At 63.0% G+C, this 20,364-nt stretch carries 17 protein-coding genes and 1 tRNA gene; 4 read left to right on the forward strand and 14 right to left on the reverse strand.

The annotated features are described in order from the left end of the window. Nucleotides 1–73: 73 nt before the first annotated feature. The gene (locus FJQ89_RS21300; RefSeq protein WP_141171616.1) at nt 74–877 is read right to left on the reverse strand and encodes an enoyl-CoA hydratase; all 804 of its coding nucleotides are present in this window, start codon (nt 875–877) and stop codon (nt 74–76) included. 43 nt (nt 878–920) lie between these two features. Continuing rightward, nucleotides 921–1,550, reverse strand: a complete 630-nt coding sequence (locus FJQ89_RS21305) for a head GIN domain-containing protein (RefSeq protein ID WP_070305483.1) — start codon at nt 1,548–1,550, stop codon at nt 921–923. A 160-nt stretch (nt 1,551–1,710) separates the two neighbouring features. On the opposite strand from FJQ89_RS21305, the gene FJQ89_RS21310 reads away from it, so the two are divergent. Next, complete coding sequence (locus FJQ89_RS21310; protein WP_096233711.1) at nt 1,711–2,268, forward strand: flavin reductase family protein; 558 nt, start codon at nt 1,711–1,713, stop codon at nt 2,266–2,268. A gap of 60 nt (nt 2,269–2,328) precedes the next feature. On the opposite strand, the gene gdhA is transcribed toward FJQ89_RS21310, so the two are convergent. From gdhA to FJQ89_RS21345, 7 genes are all read right to left on the reverse strand, one after another. Further along, nucleotides 2,329–3,672, reverse strand: a complete 1,344-nt coding sequence (gene gdhA / locus FJQ89_RS21315) for an NADP-specific glutamate dehydrogenase (protein WP_141171617.1) — start codon at nt 3,670–3,672, stop codon at nt 2,329–2,331. A gap of 194 nt (nt 3,673–3,866) precedes the next feature. Continuing rightward, nucleotides 3,867–5,114 (reverse strand): DUF819 family protein, encoded by a 1,248-nt coding sequence (locus FJQ89_RS21320; RefSeq protein ID WP_141171618.1) that lies wholly within the window; start codon nt 5,112–5,114, stop codon nt 3,867–3,869. Nucleotides 5,115–5,298: 184 nt separating this feature from the next. After that, the gene (gene trhP, locus FJQ89_RS21325) at nt 5,299–6,660 is read right to left on the reverse strand and encodes a prephenate-dependent tRNA uridine(34) hydroxylase TrhP (RefSeq protein ID WP_141171619.1); all 1,362 of its coding nucleotides are present in this window, start codon (nt 6,658–6,660) and stop codon (nt 5,299–5,301) included. A gap of 212 nt (nt 6,661–6,872) precedes the next feature. After that, the gene (locus FJQ89_RS21330) at nt 6,873–7,463 is read right to left on the reverse strand and encodes a choice-of-anchor J family PEP-CTERM protein (RefSeq protein WP_243136177.1); all 591 of its coding nucleotides are present in this window, start codon (nt 7,461–7,463) and stop codon (nt 6,873–6,875) included. 412 nt (nt 7,464–7,875) lie between these two features. Beyond that, complete coding sequence (locus FJQ89_RS21335; RefSeq protein WP_141171620.1) at nt 7,876–10,245, reverse strand: acyl-CoA dehydrogenase; 2,370 nt, start codon at nt 10,243–10,245, stop codon at nt 7,876–7,878. A 122-nt stretch (nt 10,246–10,367) separates the two neighbouring features. Then, nucleotides 10,368–10,700, reverse strand: coding sequence for a collagen-like protein (locus tag FJQ89_RS21340; protein WP_141171621.1), 333 nt, complete (start codon nt 10,698–10,700; stop codon nt 10,368–10,370). 285 nt (nt 10,701–10,985) lie between these two features. Further along, nucleotides 10,986–11,061: transfer RNA gene (locus FJQ89_RS21345), tRNA-Phe, on the reverse strand. 131 nt (nt 11,062–11,192) lie between these two features. Here FJQ89_RS21345 and FJQ89_RS21350 point away from each other — a divergent pair. Next, a complete protein-coding gene (locus tag FJQ89_RS21350; RefSeq protein ID WP_243136179.1) occupies nt 11,193–11,951 on the forward strand; it encodes a hypothetical protein in 759 nt (252 codons plus the stop codon). 42 nt (nt 11,952–11,993) lie between these two features. Here the strand turns inward: FJQ89_RS21350 and FJQ89_RS21355 are convergent, their stop codons facing one another. Continuing rightward, nucleotides 11,994–12,419: a hypothetical protein gene (locus tag FJQ89_RS21355; protein ID WP_141171622.1), complete on the reverse strand. Its 426-nt coding sequence runs from the start codon at nt 12,417–12,419 to the stop codon at nt 11,994–11,996. A gap of 208 nt (nt 12,420–12,627) precedes the next feature. On the opposite strand from FJQ89_RS21355, the gene FJQ89_RS21360 reads away from it, so the two are divergent. Beyond that, nucleotides 12,628–13,623 carry a cytochrome-c peroxidase gene (locus FJQ89_RS21360; protein ID WP_141171623.1) on the forward strand — a complete coding sequence of 332 codons (996 nt, stop codon included), beginning with the start codon at nt 12,628–12,630 and terminating at the stop codon, nt 13,621–13,623. A 136-nt stretch (nt 13,624–13,759) separates the two neighbouring features. Here FJQ89_RS21360 and FJQ89_RS21365 read toward each other — a convergent pair whose 3' ends face one another. From FJQ89_RS21365 to FJQ89_RS21380, 4 genes are all read right to left on the reverse strand, one after another. Beyond that, the gene (locus FJQ89_RS21365; RefSeq protein WP_205704516.1) at nt 13,760–16,159 is read right to left on the reverse strand and encodes a S9 family peptidase; all 2,400 of its coding nucleotides are present in this window, start codon (nt 16,157–16,159) and stop codon (nt 13,760–13,762) included. A 92-nt stretch (nt 16,160–16,251) separates the two neighbouring features. Beyond that, entirely contained in the window at nt 16,252–18,516 is a 2,265-nt protein-coding gene (locus tag FJQ89_RS21370) for a putative bifunctional diguanylate cyclase/phosphodiesterase (RefSeq protein WP_141171624.1), read from the reverse strand. 120 nt (nt 18,517–18,636) lie between these two features. Further along, nucleotides 18,637–19,047, reverse strand: coding sequence for an energy transducer TonB (locus FJQ89_RS21375; protein ID WP_243136181.1), 411 nt, complete (start codon nt 19,045–19,047; stop codon nt 18,637–18,639). Between the two features lie 88 nt (nt 19,048–19,135). Further along, on the reverse strand, nt 19,136–19,441 hold the full coding sequence (locus FJQ89_RS21380; protein ID WP_071079602.1) for a PsiF family protein: 306 nt from the start codon (nt 19,439–19,441) through the stop codon (nt 19,136–19,138). Between the two features lie 266 nt (nt 19,442–19,707). Between FJQ89_RS21380 and FJQ89_RS21385 the strand changes: the two genes are divergently transcribed. Then, nucleotides 19,708–20,247 (forward strand): DUF2058 domain-containing protein, encoded by a 540-nt coding sequence (locus tag FJQ89_RS21385; RefSeq protein ID WP_071079601.1) that lies wholly within the window; start codon nt 19,708–19,710, stop codon nt 20,245–20,247. The last annotated feature ends 117 nt before the right edge of the window (nt 20,248–20,364 follow it).

A 20,364-nucleotide genomic window follows, 5' to 3' on the forward strand; every position in this document is an offset into this window, starting at 1 on the left:
AGCGCAACCGTACTAAAGTACGGTGAGCATCGCAGGCTGCCTATACCGACGCGCAGTAGGTTCGGTCAGGTACTCAAGGCCGCGCCCAGCTGGGCGTCCGTTTTTCAAGGAAGGCGCTCACGCCTTCGTTTGCATCCTCTTCCATCATGTTGCGTGCCATCACGTCGCCCGCATACGCATACGCGTCGTCCAGCGGCAGCTGGCGCTGCCGGTAGAACATGGCCTTGCCGTAGCGGATGGCTGTCGGGCTTTTTGCCATGATTTGCTGCGCCAGCCGCGCCACGGCCTCGTCGAGCGCCGTGTCGGCCACCGTTTCATTGACCAGGCCCCAGTCGGCGGCCGTATCGGCGTCGATGAAGCGGCCCGTCACCAGCATGTCGAAGGCACGTTTGGGCGACACATTGCGCGACAGGGCCACCGATGGCGTGGCGCAGAACAGGCCCACGTTGATGCCGGAGACGGCAAAACGGGCGGACGCGCCCGCCACGGCCAGGTCGCAGCTGGCGACTAACTGGCAGCCGGCTGCCGTGGCGATGCCGTGCACGCGGGCAATTACGGGCACGGGCAAGGCCTGGATGGCTTGCATCACGCGCGAGCATTGCGCGAACAGGGTTTGATAATAGTCAAGCTGGCGCGTGGCCTGCATCTGGCGCAAGTCGTGGCCCGCGCAAAAGGCCTTGCCTTCGGCGGCCAGCACCACGCAGCGCACGTGCGGCTGCTGCGCGATGGTATCGAACGCTTCTTGCAGCGCCGCCAGCATGGCTTCCGACAGGGCATTGAATTGCAGGGGGCGGTTCAGGCGCAGGGTGACCAGGCCATCGTGCTCTTCGCGCAGCACCAGCGGTGCGTTGTCTTGGGTATCGGGTATTGCGGTCATGCGGTCTCCAGTGGCCTGATGGCCTTGTTTTTTTCAGGGGATCTTATTTTGCTGCGTTGACGCTGCCGATGCCGGCGATCGACTTGTGCACGATCTTCGGCTTGCCGTAATACGTCAGTTCGCCCATGCCGCGCACCACGGCGTTCAGTTCGCCCGAGGAATACACCTTGACGGAGCCGATGCCTTCGAAATTCACATCGACGTTTTTCGCCAGCAAGGCTTTCGTATCGACTTCGCCCACGCCCTGTGCCTTCAGGCGCAGCCAGTCGACCTGGCCATCGGCGGCCAGGCGGCCCGCGCCCTTGTAGCTGATGTCGACTCTTGGGCCATTGAGCTTGGTCAGGATCTTCTCGCCCGCGCCTTCCGCGATCAGCTTGCGCAAGGTGGGCATGGTGATGATGATGCGCGGGTCGCCCTCGGTCTTCTTGATGTCCTTGTCCTTCATGGAAATTTTCAGCTCGCCATCGACCACTTCCGTGATCACGCCGCTGAGGAATTTCTGGTCGCCGCGCAGCAGCAGGCTTTGCTCCTTGCCCGATTCCACTTCGATGCTGATGGGGCCGCGGATGTCGATGGCGTTGAAGGCGGCTACCGTGCGGGTTTGCTCGTCGGCATGTGCGAGGGTGGAGAGGCAGGCGAGGGACAGGACTGACAACAGGAACAGAGGGCGCATGGCGGTTTCCTTGAGTAGTTGATCAGTGTATTCTATTGTGCAACATCTCCATTGGGGAGAAATTTGCGATGAACGGCACAAATCGCGGCGCGGATGACAGCCGCGCGCCCGGCGCGGCGCCGTTGGGCTATGCTATGGCGTACCGCGTCCTGGAGACCAGATGAAAAATTACCACAAAGAAGATTATCCCGTCGCCGATATCCGACGCTTCCTCGAACCGGGGCCGGTGGTGCTGGTCAGTTCAACGTGGAAGGGCGAGAGCGACGTCATGACCATGGCCTGGCACATGCTGATGGAATTTACGCCATCGTTGCTGGGCTGCTTCATTTCCGATGCGAACCACAGCTATGAAATGATCAAGCGCAGCATGGAATGCGTGATCAACCTGCCCACGGCCGACATGGTCGACCAGGTGGTCGCCATCGGCAATTGCAGCGGCGAAGACACGGACAAATTCACCGCCTTCGGCCTGACGCCGCAGCCGGCCGAGCTGGTGGGCGCACCGCTGATCGCCGAGTGCTACGCCAACTTCGAATGCAAGCTGGCGCAGGTGGCGGGCAATCCGAAGGGCGGCTTCTTCATCTTCGAGTGCGTGAAAGCCCACGTGGCCACCTCGCCCAAGCTGCCCGAAACCCTGCACTACCGGGGCAACGGCGAGTTCATGGTGTCGGGCCGCACGATCAGCCGCAAGAGCCTGATGAAGCCCGAAATGTTGTAGGTCGGCGTAGGTCGGATTAGGCGCAAGGCGGCGTAATCCGACAACATCGTTGGCCGATGATTAAATCACCCCTTGCGCCAGCATGGCATCGGCCACTTTGACAAAACCGGCGATATTGGCGCCATCCACATAGCTGACGGTGCCGTCAGGACGCGTGCCGTATTGCCTGCACGCGGCATGGATGCCTTGCATGATCTGCAGCAAACGCGCATCGACTTCTTCGCGCGGCCAGGAAATGCGGGCCGCGTTCTGGCTCATTTCCAGGCCGGAAGTCGCCACGCCGCCCGCATTGCTGGCCTTGCCCGGCGCATACAGCACGCCAGCCGCCTCGAAGGCCTTGGCTGCCTCGATGGTGGTGGGCATGTTGGCGCCTTCGGCCACGCATTGCACGCCATTGGCGATCAAGGTGCGCGCATCGTCGATGTTCAATTCATTTTGCGTGGCGCAGGGCAGGGCGATGTCGACCGGCACATGCCATGGCGACACGCCCGCTTCGAAGCGCACGCCCGTGCGTTCGGCGTAATCGCTGACGCGGCCGTACAGATGGTTTTTGACCTCCATCAGGATGGCCAGCTTTTCCGGCGTGAAACCGTCTTCATCGATGATGGTGCCGCTGGAATCGGAGACGGTGATGACTTTCGCGCCCATGGCCATGGCTTTTTCTACCGCGTACTGCGCCACGTTGCCCGAACCGGACACGGAGACGCGCATGCCTTCGAACGAGCGGCCCCGCGTTTTCAGCATTTCCTCTGCAAAATACACGGTGCCGTAGCCCGTCGCTTCCGGCCGCATCAGCGAGCCGCCAAAGCTGGCGCCCTTGCCCGTGAACACGCAGTCGGCGCGGTTGCTGAGTTTTTTCATCATGCCGGCCATGTAGCCCACTTCACGCCCGCCCACGCCGATGTCGCCGGCCGGCACGTCCGTGTCCGAACCCACGTGACGGAACAGTTCGCTAACGAAGGCCTGGCAGAAACGCATCACTTCGCCGGGGCTCTTGCCCTTCGGATCGAAATCGGCGCCGCCCTTGCCGCCGCCCATCGGTAACGTGGTCAGCGCATTCTTGAACGTCTGTTCGAAGGCGAGGAATTTCAACACGGACAGGGTCACGGAAGGATGGAAGCGGATGCCGCCCTTGTACGGCCCGATGGCCATGCTGTGCTGGATGCGGTAGCCGCGATTGACTTGCACTTGCCCATGGTCATCGACCCACGAGACGCGGAACATCACCACGCGCTCCGGCTCGATCAAGCGTTCCAGCAAGCCTTGTTCCGCGTATTTCGGGTGCTGTTCCAGGAACGGCCACAAGCTCTCCATGACTTCGGTGACGGCTTGCAGAAACTCGGGTTGACCTGGATTGCGTGCGGCGACATGCTGGACATACTCGTGAGCAGATGCGTATTTCATCAGAATTCCATGGAGGTAATCGGTTATTTGGGCAACTATCATCGCAGATTTCGCACAAAAATGGTGCGGAAATTTGGTTTTGAGGGGTTTCTGCTACATTTTGGGGATTTTTCAGGACGCTGCGGACGATGCGAGCGGTAAACGACAACGCCAGCCCGAAGGCTGGCGTTGTCGTCATTGTGCTGCCAGGAGCGTCACCCCGCCATGCTGCGCAAGATCAATCCTGTGATGTAGGCGCCATAGGTGCCCAGCGCGTAGCCGAGCACGGCCAGCAGCACGCCGACCGGCGCCAGGGATGGGTGGAAGGCGCTGGCGATGACGGGGGCCGAGGCGGCGCCGCCGATGTTCGCTTGCGATCCCACGGCCATGAAGAACAGGGGCGCGCGTATCAGCTTGGCGACGAGCAGCATCAGGCCGCCATGCACGGCGATCCAGATCAGGCCCAGCAGGAACAGGAAAGGCTTGTCGAACAGGGCTTTCAAGTCCATGTGCATGCCGATGGTGGCCACCAGCACGTACAGCATGGCCGAGCCGATGGTCGAGGCGCCCGCGCCTTCCAGGCTGCGCGCGCGGGTAAAGCTCAGCAGCAGGCCGAAGGTGGTGGCGAGCACGACGATCCAGAAGAAGTTCGATGTCAGGCTGTAATCCTGCAAGCGCCACTCGGCCGGCAGGGTGGCGATCCAGCTGATGATGGGGCCGGCCAGGAAGTGCGACAGGCCCGTCACGCCCAGGCCCACGCCGAGGATGATCATGATGTCGGTCAGGGTGGCGATGCGCGCGTGCTGGGCCCGATAACTTTCGATGCTGTCCTTGAGCGCATTGATGGCGGATAAATCCGCGCCGGTCCAGCGGTCGAAGGCCCCCGCACGGCCGGCCAGGAACAGCAGCACGGCCGTCCAGACGTTGGCCACCAGCACGTCGACAGCGACGAACTGGCCGAACAGCGTGGCATCGACTTCAAACACTTCCTTCATGGCCGCCTGGTTGGCGCCGCCGCCTATCCACGAACCGGCGACGGTGGTCATGCCGCGCCAGGTGTCGCCCGCCACCGTTTCCGGGTGGATCAAACGCAAGGCTTCGAACGAGACGAGGGCGCCCAGCATCACGCCGAGCGTTCCTGTGAGAAACATGATGATGGCCTTGGGGCCGAGGCGGATGATGCCGCCGAAATCGATGGCCACGCACAGCAGCACCAGCGCGCTGGGCAGCAGATAGTCGCGCGCCACGGCGTACAGGCCGGAGGCGTTGCCGTCGATGATGCCGAAGGTGTTGAGCAGCGCCGGGATCAGGTAGCACATCAGCAGCGACGGGATATAGGTATAGAACTTTTTCCAGAAGCCGTCCGCGCGGGAGGCTGTCCAGAAGACGGCCCCCAGGGTCATGGCGAGCAGGCCGAGGACGACGGCGTCGTTGGTGATGAGGGCGGTAGTGGCAGGTGGCATCGGGGATTCCGGTGAACGTGTCAGGGACGCACCGGGTTCCGATAACGGCCCCGGGCGCAGGGTGGCCGTATCGTATAGCAATGTTGAGGCTTAAACAAATTGTTTAAGCGGCGATGTGCGGATTTTTACTTGTCAAATCAAACACTTGCATACTGGCTCATCACCCCGCGCAGCAGACTGGCGGTTACAAATAGCGTGCCAGCAAGGCCTTGTCCAGCGCCCCGTCGAGTTCGATGTGCACGAAGTGGCCGCTGCCGGGCGCGACCTGGATCTCCTTGCCATCATCGCTGAGCATGCGGGCAATGGTGAAATCGCGGTTGCCGCCCGGATGCAGGGCCTCGATGCGGTCGCCCACGGCGAAGCGGTTTTTCACTTCCACCCTGGCCCAGCCGTCCGTCACGCCCAGCACGTCGCCCACGTACTGGCTGCGGTCCGCCTCGGACGCGCCGCGCATGTAGTTCTGGTGCGTTTGCGTGTGATGGCGCTGGTAAAAACCGTCCGTGTAGCCGCGGTTGGCCAGGCCTTGCAGCTGCCCCAGCAGGCTGATATCGAAAGGACGGCCCGCCACGGCGTCATCGATGGCCTGGCGGTAGACTTGCGCCGTGCGCGCCGCGTAGTACAGCGACTTGGTGCGGCCCTCGACCTTCAGCGAATCGACGCCGATCTTGACCAGGCGCTCGATATGCTCGACGGCGCGCAAGTCCTTCGAATTCATGATGTAAGTGCCGTGCTCGTCTTCGAGAATAGGCATCAGCTGGCCCGGGCGCTGGGCTTCTTCGATAAAGTAGGGCTGGTCGGCCAGCGGGTGGCGCGGCTGCTGGTGCAGGGCGGAAAACGCATTGTTGTCGGCCTCGGCCAGCGCCTGGTGAAATTCCAGCGGCACCACCTGCATGCCGCCCAGGTCACCGCTGGCGTCTTCCGAGGCATTTTTCACCTTGTAATCCCAGCGGCAGGAATTGGTGCAGGTGCCCTGGTTCGGGTCGCGGTGATTGAAGTAGCCGGAGAGCAAACAGCGGCCCGAATAGGCGATGCACAGGGCGCCGTGGACGAACACCTCGAGCTCCATTTCCGGGCAGCGCTGGCGGATTTCCTCGATTTCGTCGAGCGACAGTTCGCGCGACAGAATCACGCGCGTCAGGCCCATGCGGTGCCAGAACTTCACGTCGGCCCAGTTGACGGCATTCGCCTGCACCGACAAGTGCACGGGAATCTCCGGCCACTTGTCGCGCACCATCATGATCAGGCCGGGATCGGCCATGATCAGCGCGTCCGGGCGCATGGCGATCACCGGTTCCATGTCGCGCAAATACGTTTTCAGCTTGGCGTTGTGGGCGAAGATGTTGCTGGCGACAAAGAATTGCTTGCCGCGCGCATGCGCGCCATCAATTCCCTCCTGCAAGGCTTGCAAGGTTGAAAAATCGTTATTGCGCACGCGCAAACTGTAGCGCGGCTGGCCCGCGTAGACGGCGTCGGCGCCATAGTCGAAGGCGGCATGCATCTTGGCCAGTGAGCCGGCAGGCAGGAGAAGTTCGGGAGCGTGGCGCATGGGCGAGGGGCAAAGCCGGCCATTCTATGCGGGCTGGCGCCAGATTGCCTTGCCTTGGGTCAAGGGATTGGCATCCTGCGCCCGCCGACTTCCAGCCGGGGTGCCCTTGGGCCATCAGGGCGAAAGGCACGGCGCCGGCCCTGCCGTCGCTGGCATGGACGCCAAGGCTGGCCTTGCAAGGACTTGCCGCTGGCAAATCCTTGCTTGGTGACTCAGGCCTGCTGCTTGCGTTTGCGCATGCGCAGGAAGCCCAGCATGCCCAGGCCCATGCCCAGCATCATGTACGTGCCGGGTTCCGGCACGGCGGAGGTGATGTTCACGGTGTCGATGCCGATGAAGTTCGAGTTATTGCCATTCGGACCGCCGTCGCCCACCAGGTAGCGGAAGGCCAGGGCACCAGTGGTCGCGTTCGACAAGCCGCTCAAGGTAACGCTGTATTGCGTCCACGTTTCCGGATAGCCGAACAGGCCCAGGCTCGGGTTTACGCTCAGCAGTAGCGTCGAGAAGGTGCCCACGCTGCCGGCGCTGTTGCCGACATCGGTACCGCCGACATTGCTGAAGCGCACTTCCAGGTTATCCGGAAAGAACGACATATCCTCCGTGCGGGTAAAGAAGGACAGCGTGTCGCCATTGCGGTAAGTCGAGGTGGGCAAGATCAGCCAGGTGCTGATGTCGGACACGCTACTGCCATTATTGAAGTTGGCTGCCAGATAGGAGTTGGCTGCGCCTTGATGCGCGTCGAACACCGTTGGGTTGCCCTGGAACCAGCTGGTCGAACCTGCAGGCGAACTCAGGTTGTTCACGGTCCAGCCAGCGGGAAGGCCCTCATCGAAATTTTCAGTCAATGCATCGGCTGAGGCAGTGCTGCTAAGGCTTAAGGCCAGGGTCAGGGCAAGCGTGGAAACCAACGTGGATTTGAACGTGACAGACATCATGAACCTCCATCAAGGAATAGTGGAAAAGCGTAGTAACGCGTGTGGGCGTTGCAACCAAGATAACACTATTATTGGTAAAATTGCTAACAATAAATGCAACTATCACTATCTGTTTTTATGCGCAGCTTCATCGGCCTGCGTGAGACAGGCGCGGGCAAGGAAAAGCATGTTGTCAAAATGATAGTGCCAACCGGAGGGCTGGCACTGTTGAAGGTCAGGCACTGCCTGGTGGTCTTGGGCGGTATCGTCCGAGAGCCTGGCCCTGTGAGGAGCGTCCTGCCTATGCCGCGAGACTGCCGCCCGCAGGACTGTTGCCGCCGGCGCCGTATGCAAAGGCGCGGCCTGCGAGCGACGCGGCCGGTGGAAAATCGTCGACCTGGATCAAGCCATCGACCAGGCGCGCGTATTCCAGCAAGGTATTGTGATCCTGGCCGCTGACGGTGCCTGCCGCCTTGGCTGCAGCCAGCCATTGCTGCATGGCGGACAGGCTTTGCGGCAGGTGCCGCAGGGCCGCGCCTTCGGGCGTATCTTTCAGGCGCTTTTCGATGTGCAGCACGTCGGGCAGCAAGGCCAGTGCCCGCTCGGCGCAAGCCACGGGATCCGCCGCGTCGCTGGCCACATGGCCGTCGGCCAGCAGGCGCTCGCGGTCGGCGCCCGGCGTTTGCAGGGCCAGCGCCACTTCACTGCCCAGTTCGTCGGACGGCGGACGATGGGGCAGGCCAAACGGGAACAGCAAGGTGCGCAGCAGCACGGCCAGCACGCGCGCGGGGAAATTGTCGAGCACGCCCGTCAAGCCCTGCTGCGCCTTGACCAGCGCATCTTGCAGCGACCAGTGCACATAGGGCAGGTCGGCGGCCAAACGGCCATCGTCCTCGTAGCGCTTCAGCACGGACGAAGCCAGGTACAGCTGCGCCAGCACGTCGCCCAGGCGCGCGGACAGCCGTTCGCGGCGCTTGAGTTCGCCACCGAGCACGAACATCGACATATCCGTCATGACGGCAAACGCCGTCGACAGCCGCGTCAACGCGCGGTAGTAGGGGGCCAGTGCGGGCGCGCCGGCGTCGGGCACGGCCGCCAGGCGCGCGCCGCCCAGTCCGTACCACAGCCCTCTGGCCAGGTTGCCCAGCACAAAGCCTACGTGGCCGAAGAAGGCAGCGTCAAAATCGCGCACGGCCTTGCGACAGTCGCTTTCGCTGACGGCGGCCATTTCCCTGAGTACATACGGGTGCGCGCGGATGGCCCCCTGGCCGAAGATGATCAGGCTGCGCGTGAGGATGTTGGCGCCTTCGACGGTGATCGCGATGGGGATTTGCTGGTAGGCGCTGGCGAGGAAATTGTTCGGCCCCACGCAGATCCCCTTGCCGCCGAGAATGTCCATGCCGTCATTGACGAGCGCACGTCCCCGTTCCGTGACGTGGTATTTGACGATGGCGGAAATGACGGCCGGCTTTTCGCCCAGGTCGACGGCGTGCGCGGCCAGGGTGCGGGCCGCGTCCATCAGGTACAGGTTGGCGCCCATGCGTGCCAGCGCTTCCTGCACCCCCTCGAACTTGCCGATCGGCATGTTGAACTGGCGCCGCACGGCCGCGTACGCGCCGGTGCCGCGCACGGCCATCTTGCCCATGCCCACGCTGGACGAGGGCAGAGAGATGGCGCGCCCCGCCGCCAGGCATTCCATCAGCATGCGCCATCCTTTACCCACTTGCGCCTGGCCGCCGATGACCCAGTCGATGGGGATGAAGACATCGTTGCCGGACGTGGGGCCGTTCTGGAATGCGGCGTTCAATGGGTGATGGCGCCGGCCGATCACCACGCCGTCGTGACTGGCGGGGATCAGGGCGCAGGTGATGCCCGGTGCATCGTTGTCGGAGAGTAAATGTTCGGGGTCGCTGGTCTGGAATGCCAGGCCCAGCAAGGTCGCCACGGGCGCCAGGGTGATGTAGCGCTTGTTCCAGCTGAGGCGGAAACCCAGGGTGGCGCGCCCTTCATGCATGCCCATGCACACCACGCCCAGGTCGGGAATGGCGGCCGCGTCGGAACCCGCATACGGACTGGTGAGGGCAAAGCAGGGAATCTCGGTGCCGGCGGCCAATCGCGGCAGATAGTAATCTTTCTGGGCGTCGGTGCCGTAGTGCAGCAGCAGTTCGGCCGGTCCCAGCGAATTGGGCACCATCACGCTGACAGCCAGCGCCGAGCAGCGGCTCGACAGTTTCATCACCACCTGCGAATGCATGTAGGCGGAGAACTGTTTGCCGCCATATTGTTTCGGGATGATCATGCCGAGGAAACCCTGGCTTTTCATGTAGGCCCAGGCTTGCGGTGGCAAGTCGAGTTGCTGCTGCGTTTCCCAGTCGTTGACCAATTCGCACAGGCGCTCGACGTCATGCTCAAGAAAGTGGCGCTCTTCGGCCGTGAGTGTGGCGCGGCCATACGCGAGCAGTTTTGTCCAGTCGGGCCGGCCGGAAAACAGGTCGGCATCCCACCATGTGGTACCTGCCTCGAGGGCGTCGCGTTCCGTGTCGGACATCGTTGGCAGGATGCGCTTGAACAGGGCCAGCAGGCGCGGAGCAAGCAGGGCGCGGCGCACGGGGCCGGGCGCGAACAGTGCAAGCAGGCCCAGCAGGGCCACCATCAGTATGATCGTCAGCATGCGATATCTCCCATTGAATAGGGACAGGATAGGCTGATGCGGCCGATGTTACTGTGCGGTACAGCGCATACGCACAACGCCAACCGCAGGGGTTGGCGTTGTGGTGTCCGGAGTCGCTCGGATTAGCGTGGTGGAACGACAATCACCGTATCGCCCGTCTTGCCCTTGGCGCCCGTGTCGCCTTTGGCGCCTGCATCGCCAGCAGTGCCAGCGTCGCCCTTGGCGCCATCGTTGCCTTGCATGCCGCTGTCGCCGGTCTGGCCCGTGGCGCCGGTGGCACCCGTCGCGCCGGCAGGGGCTTCAGCGCCCTTGGCACCGGTAGCGCCGGCAGGACCAGGCGCGCCGGCAGGGCCGGGAACGACTTGCACGACGGTAGGCGCGGGTGGCGTTTCGCGCTGGCAAGCGGTCAAGGCGAGGGTAGAGGCGAGCGCGAGCAATATCAGGGTAGGTTTCATGATGCATCCTTTGGCAGTGTGCCGTTATGTACGGAACGGCTCGACGGCGTCGGGCGCGAGTTTCGCATGGCGGTATGGCGGGGAGAGCTGACCAGGCGACCCGTCTGCCGCGTCGCGCAGGGCGCTGGCGGCGGGAAGGGTGTGTGGTCTGCCTGCAGCATGGGCTCTTGGGCGGCGGCTGTCCGTACGTTTGCGTACACAGCGGTGGGGTGAGGGAAGTTTTGTGCAAAGGAAAACAAAAAAGCCACCCGAAGGTGGCTTTTTTGCTATGTACTGCTGAATTCTTGGTGGCCCGGGGCGGAATCGAACCACCGACACAAGGATTTTCAATCCTCTGCTCTACCGACTGAGCTACCAGGCCAAGGCGGCGAATTATAGCAGAAAGACTTTCCACCTGACCAGAGCTAGCTGTGTTCAAATGCAACAGATGGCCAAAACATGGTGTTTTGGCATCCTTGTATGACCTGAAGGGATGTGGCGATGCAGCGATGTATGGGAGTGCAAGGCCTGGCGGCTGTGGGCTTGTTCAGTTTGTTTTGCGGTACGGCGCGGGCCGATGGCCTGGCTGATCTGAATGCGGCGCTGGCGCGTTTGCAGGGCCAGATGCCGATCAAGGCGCAGGTCGAATCGAAAACCTGGCGCCGCGAGGGCGAGGGCAAGACGGCGGAAGACGATAGCGGCCAGGCCACGGTGGCTGTCGAGGGCGGGCCGGCGGGCTTGCAGGTGCTCTACAGTAAGGAGGTGCTGGCGAAAGTGGAAGCCGAGCAGCGTGCCAGGGTGAAAGATCCGAAGGTCAAGACGCCGATCGGCTTTGCGCTGGGAGAAATGAAGGCGACGGAGCTGCGTTCCATGGTGTCGGCGGCGGACGCCCTGTCGCGCGAAATCGAGGAAGCCGTGTTCAGCGGCGAGAAGATGGATAACTACAAGGGCAAGCCGGCGCGCCTGCTCAGCTTTACCTTGTCGCTCGACAAGGTGCCGGAAAAGGACCGCAAGTATGTGAAGAAGTTCGAAGGCGGCATCGAGGTGTGGATCGCCGCCGACGGCACGCCGCTGGCCAGCCATTTCCACTTTGACGTGAGCGGGCGCGCTTTCGTCGTCATCAGCTTTACGCAAAAGACGGACGAGACGCGCCAGTATGGCGTCAGCGGCGACCATTTATTGCTGCTGCGCAAGGAAAGCAAGAATGCCACCTCGGGCGCGGGCGAGAAGGTAGAAAGCAAAATTATCAAGACCTTGCAGCTGCAGTCCTGACCTGTTGCAGAACCCCCCAGGCCGCTGATTCAGCGGCTTTTTTTACATCGCCGAGCTGCCGCCCAGGCCGCTCTTTTGCAGCACGCAGCGTCCCGCTTCGCAGGTGGCGCCCGGGTCCGTGACGATGGAGCAGGTCGACATCATGCCGTCCGCCTGCTGCTGCTTGCGGCTCGCCTCGGCTTGCGCTTGGGTCAGTGCCTTGAGTTTCTTGCCGTCATAGTCCTTGCTGGACCAGGCCAGGTAGCGCTCGGGTCCGCCGCAGGCCTTGGCGCCGATGGCGATAGTCTGGCATTGCTGCGTGGAATCGCAGGCGGCGGCGCCCACCTCCGCCTGGATTTGCGCCAGCAAGCTGGCATTGCCGGGGGCGGGCGGCGCATCTTGTGCGGGGGCGCTGCCGCAGGCACTGGTGACCAGCAGCAGGATGGCGGCGCACGCGGCGCGTAGGACGGAGTAGGTTGGTGTTTGCATGCCTTCATCATGTGCCACGCTTGCCCAAATGGCAAGCGCGATTCGCGCGCTGGACTATCCTTGATCCCCGTCATTTTCATTGCCAAGCAGTCAAAGTTAATATAAATCAACATCCAACTAGCGATGTACGGGTGGCAACCGGGCCGGTGCGCTGCATTCCCGCGCCGGCGCGTGCCGCCGATTCGGGAATGTTTCCAGGAGTTAGACTATGCGCCGCACCCTCTCACCCTTCCTTTTCATCACCAGCCTGGCCTTCGGCGGTGTGCTGCACGCCGCCGACAAGGAACCGATCCAGCCGATCACTGCCGCCAAGGTGGCCAATCCGGCGATGGTCGAATTGGGCAAGAAACTGTTTTTCGACCCGCGCCTGTCGCGCTCGGGCTTTATTTCCTGCAATAGCTGCCATAACCTGAGCATGGGCGGCACGGACAACATCAAGACTTCGATAGGCCACAACTGGCAGCGCGGGCCCATCAATTCACCCACGGTGCTCAATTCCAGCATGAACGTGGCGCAATTCTGGGATGGCCGCGCCAAGGATTTGCAGGAGCAGGCGGGCGGCCCCATCGCCAATCCGGGCGAGATGGCTTTTACGCACGAGCTGGCCATCGACGTGCTGGCCTCGATTCCCGCCTACCGCTCGGAATTTCGGCAAGTGTTCGGCCAGGATAAATTGACCATCGAGCAAGTCACGCGCGCCATCGCCGCCTTCGAGGAAGTGCTGGTGACCCCCGGTTCCCGCTTCGACCAATGGTTGATGGGCAAGAAAAGCGCACTGTCGAAAGACGAGCTGGCCGGCTACCAGCTGTTCAAATCGAGCGGCTGTATCGCCTGCCATAACGGTCCCGCCGTGGGCGGCAACACCTTCCAGAAGATGGGCGTAGTGGAACCGTATAAAACGGCGATGACGGCGCAAGGGCGCTCGGCCGTGACGGGCAAGGATGCCGACCGTTTCAATTTCAAGGTACCGACCCTGCGCAACGTGGAATTGACGTATCCCTACTTCCACGATGGCGAAGCGGCCACCCTGACGCAAGCCGTCGACGTGATGGGCCGTTTGCAACTGGGCCGCACGTTTACGCCCGATGAAAATGCCAAGCTGGTGGCTTTCCTGAAGACCCTGACGGGCAAGCAGCCGCAGCTCGTGCTGCCGATCCTGCCGCCATCGTCGGACACGACGCCGCGGCCCGTGCCGTTTGACTGAGTAATTGGAGTGTGGGGGTGTCGGATTACGCGGCTGCGCCCCTAATCCGACCTACGCCTGAGCGAGTAGGTCGAATTAGCGAGGCCTCGCCTCGCGTAATCCGACAGTTTTTGCCGAGCGAGCCGGGCAATGACGATTACTTCAAGGTTCTTTGGAACAACTGATAAATCCGCCGGTATTCGTCATACCACGCTTCCGGCTGTACGAAGCCGTGGCGTTCCATCGGGTAGCTGGCCATTTCCCAGTTATCCTTTTTGAGCTCGATCAAACGCTGCGACAGGCGCACGGAATCCTGGTAAAACACGTTGTCGTCGATCATGCCATGGGCGATCAGGAGGTTGCCTGTCAGCTTGTCGGCGTATTCGATGGGCGACGAGATTTTATACGCCTGCGGATCGATGTCCGGCGTGTTCAGGATATTCGCCGTGTACTCGTGGTTATATGTGGTCCAGTCCGTCACGGGACGCAGGGCGGCGCCGGACTTGAAGATTTCCGGGGCGCGCATCAGGGCCATCAGGCTCATGAAGCCGCCATAGCTGCCTCCATAGATGCCCACATTTTTGATGTCGCCCTGGTGCTGCTGCGCCAGCCAGTTGGCGCCGTCAATAAAATCGTCCAGTTCCGGGTGGCCCATCTGGCGGTAGATGGCCGTGCGCCAGGCGCTGCCATAACCGAGCGAGGCGCGATAGTCGACGTCGAGCACGATATAGCCTTGTTCTACCAGCAGGTTGTGGAACATCTGTTCGCGGAAATACACGGGGTAGCGCTCGGTCACGTTCTGCAGGTAGCCGGCGCCGTGGGCGAACATGACGATCGGATACTGTTTGCCCGCCTCCAGCTGCGCCGGGCGATACAACTTGGCCCAGATGGGGGCTGCGCCATGCGTGGACGGCACTTGCACCAGTTGCGGCATGACCCAGCTGCGCGCCTTGAAGGCCTCGCTGCGCGTATCCGTCAGGATGTTCGCCTTGCCGCCTGCAACGGAAATCGTCGCCAGCTGTGCCGGCATATAGCTGGTCGAATAGCGCAGCAGCAGCTTGCCGCCATCGGGCGACAGGCCGAAGTTTTCCACGCCTTTCAACTGCGTGATTTCGCGCGCTCCGCCATCGCTGGCCGTACTGGCGCACACTTCATACGTGCCTGGCGCCTGCCGGTTGCACATAAAATAGGCGCTCTTGCCGTCGCGGCTCCATTCGACGGCGCTCACTTCCCACTGGCCGCTGGTCAAGGCGCGTGCCGGAGCGGCGCCCGTCTTCGTGTACAGGTGGGCGTAGCCGCTTTCCTCGGACAGATACCACAGGGTGGCGTTGTCGGGCAGCCAGCCGAATTCCTCGGCGCGGCGGTTGACCCAGGCCGCGTCGCTGATGCGGTGCACGGGCAGCAAGGCGCCATTGGCCAGATCGACGGTGGCAAGCCAGCCGTCCTTGTTGTCGATGGCGCGCACGCGCACGGCCACCTTGGAACCGTCATCGGTCCAGGCGATGCCGTCGCGCTGGGCATCGATGCGCACGGGGCGGTTGCCTTTCAACGGCGGAAGTTTTTGCTCGGCGCGCAGAAGCGCCAGCGGATCGACCGCGATGCCGGGCAGGCTGTCGAAAGCGATGTCGCGCACCTGGCCCGTGCGCAGGTCGGCCAGTTTCAGGCTTTGCGCGATGGGCATGTTGCGGCCCACGCGCGTGCGCTCGTCGTCCGCTTCCGGGTAGCCCGTTTCCGTCACGTAGCGGGCCAGTTTGCCCAGCTTGCCCTTCTCGGCGGCCTTGTCCTGCGTGACGAACAGCAGCCAGCGACCATCCGGCGACAGGGCGCTGCCGGAAATCGTGACTTTTTCGCCCAGATAGATCGGTTCCGGCGCGCGCGTGGCGTCCAGGCGGCGCTCTTCGTGGCGGCGCTCGCGGCTGGCGTCGCGGTCTTCCTTCTGGCGCGCCAGGTTGACGATCAGGCGCAGCTGCAGTTCGCGCAGGGCGTCCGCTTCCGGCTTGGCGTCCGGGTCCTTGGCCGCGCGCAGCAGGGCGACGGGGGCGCTCAGGCGGTCAACGCGGCTCCAGCTGAACCAGTCGGTGCCGCTGCGGTATTGCACCGCGCCGCCGTCGGCGGAGTATTGCGGGTCGCTGATGGCCGAGACGCCGCGTGTGATTTGCGTCAAGGCGCCGTTTTTCAGGTCGCGCTCGAACAAGTCGCCGTTGCGCAGCAGGATGGCGCGCGTGCCGGCCCGGTTGACGAGCATCTGCTGGCCGTCGAGGTTCGCCAGTTGCGCATCGTCAACCTTCTTGCCGCTATTCAGTTTGGCGCTGGCACCTGGCAATTGATAGGTGTCGCGCAAGGGCGAGCCGAGGCGCTTTTGCTTGTAATACAGTTGGCCATTCCAGCCCCACCAGGCCGCTTCGACGGGTGTGCCGATCCAGTCGGGATCGGCCATGGCCTGGTCCAGGGTGATGGGCGTGGGTGCTGCGGTGGTGGAAGGGGCCGCATGCGCGGTGGGCAGCAGAGAGAGCAGCAGCGGCAGCAGGAGCGGCAGCAGGGGAAGAACCAGACGCATCGGGGATCACTTTAGTCAAAGGGGATGGTGAAGGTACAGGCTATGAGGCCGGTATTCTAGCGGAGGAGTTTCGTGCAGGAAATGTCGGAAAGCTAAGCTTGCTGCCGGGCCAGCCAGGCGAGAAAGTTGGCAAGCGGCATCGGCCGCGCATACAGGTAGCCCTGCAAGCCGTCGCAATCGTGGGCGACCAGGAAGTCGGCCTGCTCCTGCGTTTCCACGCCTTCGGCCACCACGCGCAAGCCCAGGTGGCGCGCCATGGCCAATATCGCTTGCACGATGGCCGTGTCGCGCGGCGTGTCGTCGATGAAGCGTTTGTCGATTTTGAGTTCGTACAGCGGCATCGAGGTCAGGTAGGCGAGGCTGGAATAGCCGGTGCCGAAATCGTCGATGGAAAAGCGGATGCCCAGGGCTGCCAGTTCGCGCATGCGCGCCAGCGAGGCGTCGCGCTGGTCGATCAGCAAGCCTTCCGTCAGTTCCAGGATCAGGGCGCCGGCCGGCGTGCCGTGTTCGGCCAGCGCCGCCTGGACGCGGGAGGCGAAATCGGGCTGGCGAAACTGGGCCGGGCTGACGTTCACCGACAGGGGAACGTGCCGGCCAGCCTGCGCCAGCAGGCTGGCGGCGCGGCACGCTTCGCGCAGGGCCCAATGCCCCAGCTTGACGATCAGCCCTGATTCTTCGGCGATGGGGATGAAGATGCCCGGTGCGATAAAGCTGCCGTCCGGCTGCGGCCAGCGCATCAGCAATTCGGCGCCCGTGACCCGGCCATGGCGGTCGACCTGCGGCTGCACGTGCATGCATAATTGACTGGCATCGAGGGTGCGCGCCAGCGCCCGTTCCAGGGTCAGGCGACGCTCCACGTCCGCCTGCATGGCCGCTTCAAAGAAGGCGATGCCGTTGCGCCCTTCCGCCTTGGCGCGGTACATGGCGATATCGGCTTCGCGCAGCAGGTCGTGCGCCTGCCGCTGCGTTTTCGGCAGCAGGGTCACGCCGATGCTGGCACTGCAATGATACGACTGCCCGCCGATCTCGAAGTCGCGCGCGATGGCGGTGCGGATTTTCTCGGCCACCTGAGCCGCCGCATGGGCCGCGCCGTGCAAGTCATCGGCCAGGTGCGCCAGCAGCACGACGAATTCGTCGCCGCCGATGCGCGCCACCGTGTCGGCCTTGCGCATCAGCTGTGCCAGCCGTTCGCCCGCCAGGCGCAGCAGCGCGTCGCCCGTGGCGTGGCCGCGCGCGTCGTTGATGTGCTTGAAGTGGTCGAGGTCGATGAACATCAGCGCACTGATTTTATGGTCGCGCGGCGCGGCGGCCAGCAAGTGGGCGATGCGGTCCATCAGCAGGCGCCGGTTGGGCAAGCCCGTCAGCACGTCGTAGAAGGCCAGGCGGTGGATGTCCGCTTCCGATCGCTTGCGCTCGTCGATTTCGCGTTCGACAGCCACCCAGTGCGTTTGCCTGCCGTCCGCATCCGTAAACGGCACCAGTTCCGCTTCGACCCAGTACGCCTTGCCGGCCTTGTTGTAGTTCAGCAACTCCGCCCTGGCCGGCTGGGCGCAGGCCATGGCGGCGGCGACGCGCGCCAGTTCGCCCGCCTCGGTGGCGGGGCCCTGCTGGAACAGCAGGCTGCGGCCCAGCACCTCGGCGCGCGCATAGCCGCTGCTGCGCTCGAAGGCATCGTTGACGAAGATGATGCGCGTGGCCGGCACCGCGCCGGGGCCGGGTGGGGTATCAGCCACTTCGGCCACTTCGGCGATCATCACCATGTCGTTCAGGCGGGCCAGCGCCGTGGCCGTCAAGCGCAGCTCGGCGTTGCGTTGCGACAGGGCCTGGCTGCTGTCTTCCAGGTGGCGCAGCAGGAAGGCGCAGGAGAGGGTCAGCACGGCCGCGATGAACAGGAAGTTCAGGGCCACGATCAGCGCGCGCAGCACGGGAGAATCGGGCGTGCCCGGCAGGTGCAGGGCGACGTCCGGATGCAGGCCCAGGAAAAAGATGGTCAGCGAGGTCAGGGCCAGGGTGGACAGGGCGGGCCGCATGCCCAGCAGCAGTGCCGCCAGCACGGGCATGAGCATCATGTAGATCTGGCTGACGGGGCCGATTTTCAGCAGCAGGCCCACGCCCACCAGGTAGGCGACGATGAGGAATTGCCACACGCGCCAGCGGTAGGGCATGGCGCGCAGATGCCAGATGACGCCGACCCAGCCGATGGCCAGCAAGTCGAGGGCGACAATGGACCAGATGGCTTCGCTCGCGGCCAGCAACGCGCTGGGAATGGCCGTCACGAAGCCAAGCAGCAGCACCACCTGCAGCAGGTGCTTAAAGACCTGGCCGCGCCAGTGCGCGAGATCGTTCGACGCCGCCACGCTGCCGTCCTTTCTCCAGAATGCCGTGTAGCCGTACTGAGCAGTAGGTTGATTAAATACTACGCGTTATCTTTCTCCATGTCATCTTGATCATTAAGCATGATTGCCGGCGTTCAACGTTCAACGTTCAGCCTTGTCGACGGATGCATTGATCCATTCGTAGGGCATGATCACCTTGCTGGCGACGGGCTTGCCATCTAGCGTTTCCGGCTGGAACAGGCACTTGGCCAGCGCATCGCGGGCTGCCTGGTCGAGGGCGGGATAGCCGCTGGAGCGGATGACTGCCGCTGCGCTGACCTTGCCGTCCGCCTCCACCGTGAAGTGCAAGGTCACTCTGCCTTGGGCGCCGCGCCGTTGCTCGCCCGGGGGCCAGGCTGGCTGGGTGCAAGCAGCCGGCATGCTGGCCGGCACGCGCACGGCAGGTGCCGCGACGGGCGTCGGCGTGGCCGTGTGACAGCCTGCCAGGACGATGGCGAGGCAGGCGGTGGCCAGCAGGCTGCCGGCAGAGGAAGGGGACAGGCGATAGGGCAAGAGGGAACTCCATATTCGGAACAAAAAAAAGCCAGCCTTTCGGCTGGCGCTATGGGGTGAAGCGCACACTGGCGCTTCGAACCGGCGTTTATTTCTTGGGGGCGCTCAGGCATTCTTTCATGAATGCCTTGCGCGCGTCGCCCTTCATGTCCTTGGCATCGGCATTGCACGTTTTCATCTTGTTTTGCTGCGTCATGGCCGGTGCCGGCTTGGCGCTCAGGCATTCCTTCATGAAGGTTTTGCGCTCATCGCCCTTCTTGCCGGCGGCATCGGCATTGCAGGTGGTCATTTTCGACTGCTGCGCCGTCTTGGCGGCGGGGGCCGCTTCCGGTGCGGCGGCAAAGGCGGTGCTGGCAAACGCGGCAGCGATGCAGAGGGCGATTAATTGTTTCATGGCAAATCCTTGTAGACGCAGGCGATGGAAGGGAACGTGCAATCGGCAGTTCACTGCCGATATGCAGAACGTAACTAACTATATGACATTTATCAACAAAATTCCCGCGCGAGTGTGTCTTTTTGTTACTGTCAGGCGCCATGCGTCCACCGGCTGGCCCGGGCAGTCATGTTGCGGCGGCAGCGCTCCTGTTTTTTGCTATGCTAGCGTCTTTCCACCGGCCGATGCCGCTGCCTTGGCCGGCGCACCCTCAATACGGAGTAGTTATGGTCTCGTTGCAAGAGCAGTTTTTAAAGGCCGGCCTGGTCGACAAGAAGAAGGTCAAGCTGGCCAACCAGGACAAGAGCAAGCAGAAAAAGGACGAGCGCAAGAGCGGCACGCAAAGCGTCGACGAGGTGCGCCTGGCCGCGCTCGAGACGCAGCGCAAGAACGCCGAACGCGCGCGCGAACTGAACGCCCAGCGCGACGCGGCCGCCAACCAGAAAGCCATCGTGGCGCAGATCGCGCAAATGGTGCAAAAAAACCGCCAGAGCAAGGGCAACCACGGCGAGCTGCCGTACAACTTCACTTTTAATAACAAGATCGAGCGCATCTACGTGACGGCCGCCGTGCAAGCCCACCTGGTGGCGGGCCGTTTGGTGATCATCTGCCTGGGCGGCGCCGTGGAATTGGTGCCGCGCATCATCGCCGACAAGATCGCCGAACGCGATCCGGCCATCGTCGTGCGCGTGAAACAGGCCAGCACGGAAGTGGACGAGGACGATCCGTATGCGGCGTTCCAGATTCCCGATGATTTGATGTGGTAAGAGGGAGATCTCCCGGCGCCAGGTGCGTTGGATGATGTAGCGAGCGGGCCGGAAATGGCTCGTTCAGGACGGCGCTTATAGCAGCGCCAGATCCGTTTTTTCCGTAAGATTGTGGCA

The organism is Janthinobacterium tructae (genome assembly GCF_006517255.1).
Lineage (GTDB): Bacteria > Pseudomonadota > Gammaproteobacteria > Burkholderiales > Burkholderiaceae_D > Janthinobacterium > Janthinobacterium tructae.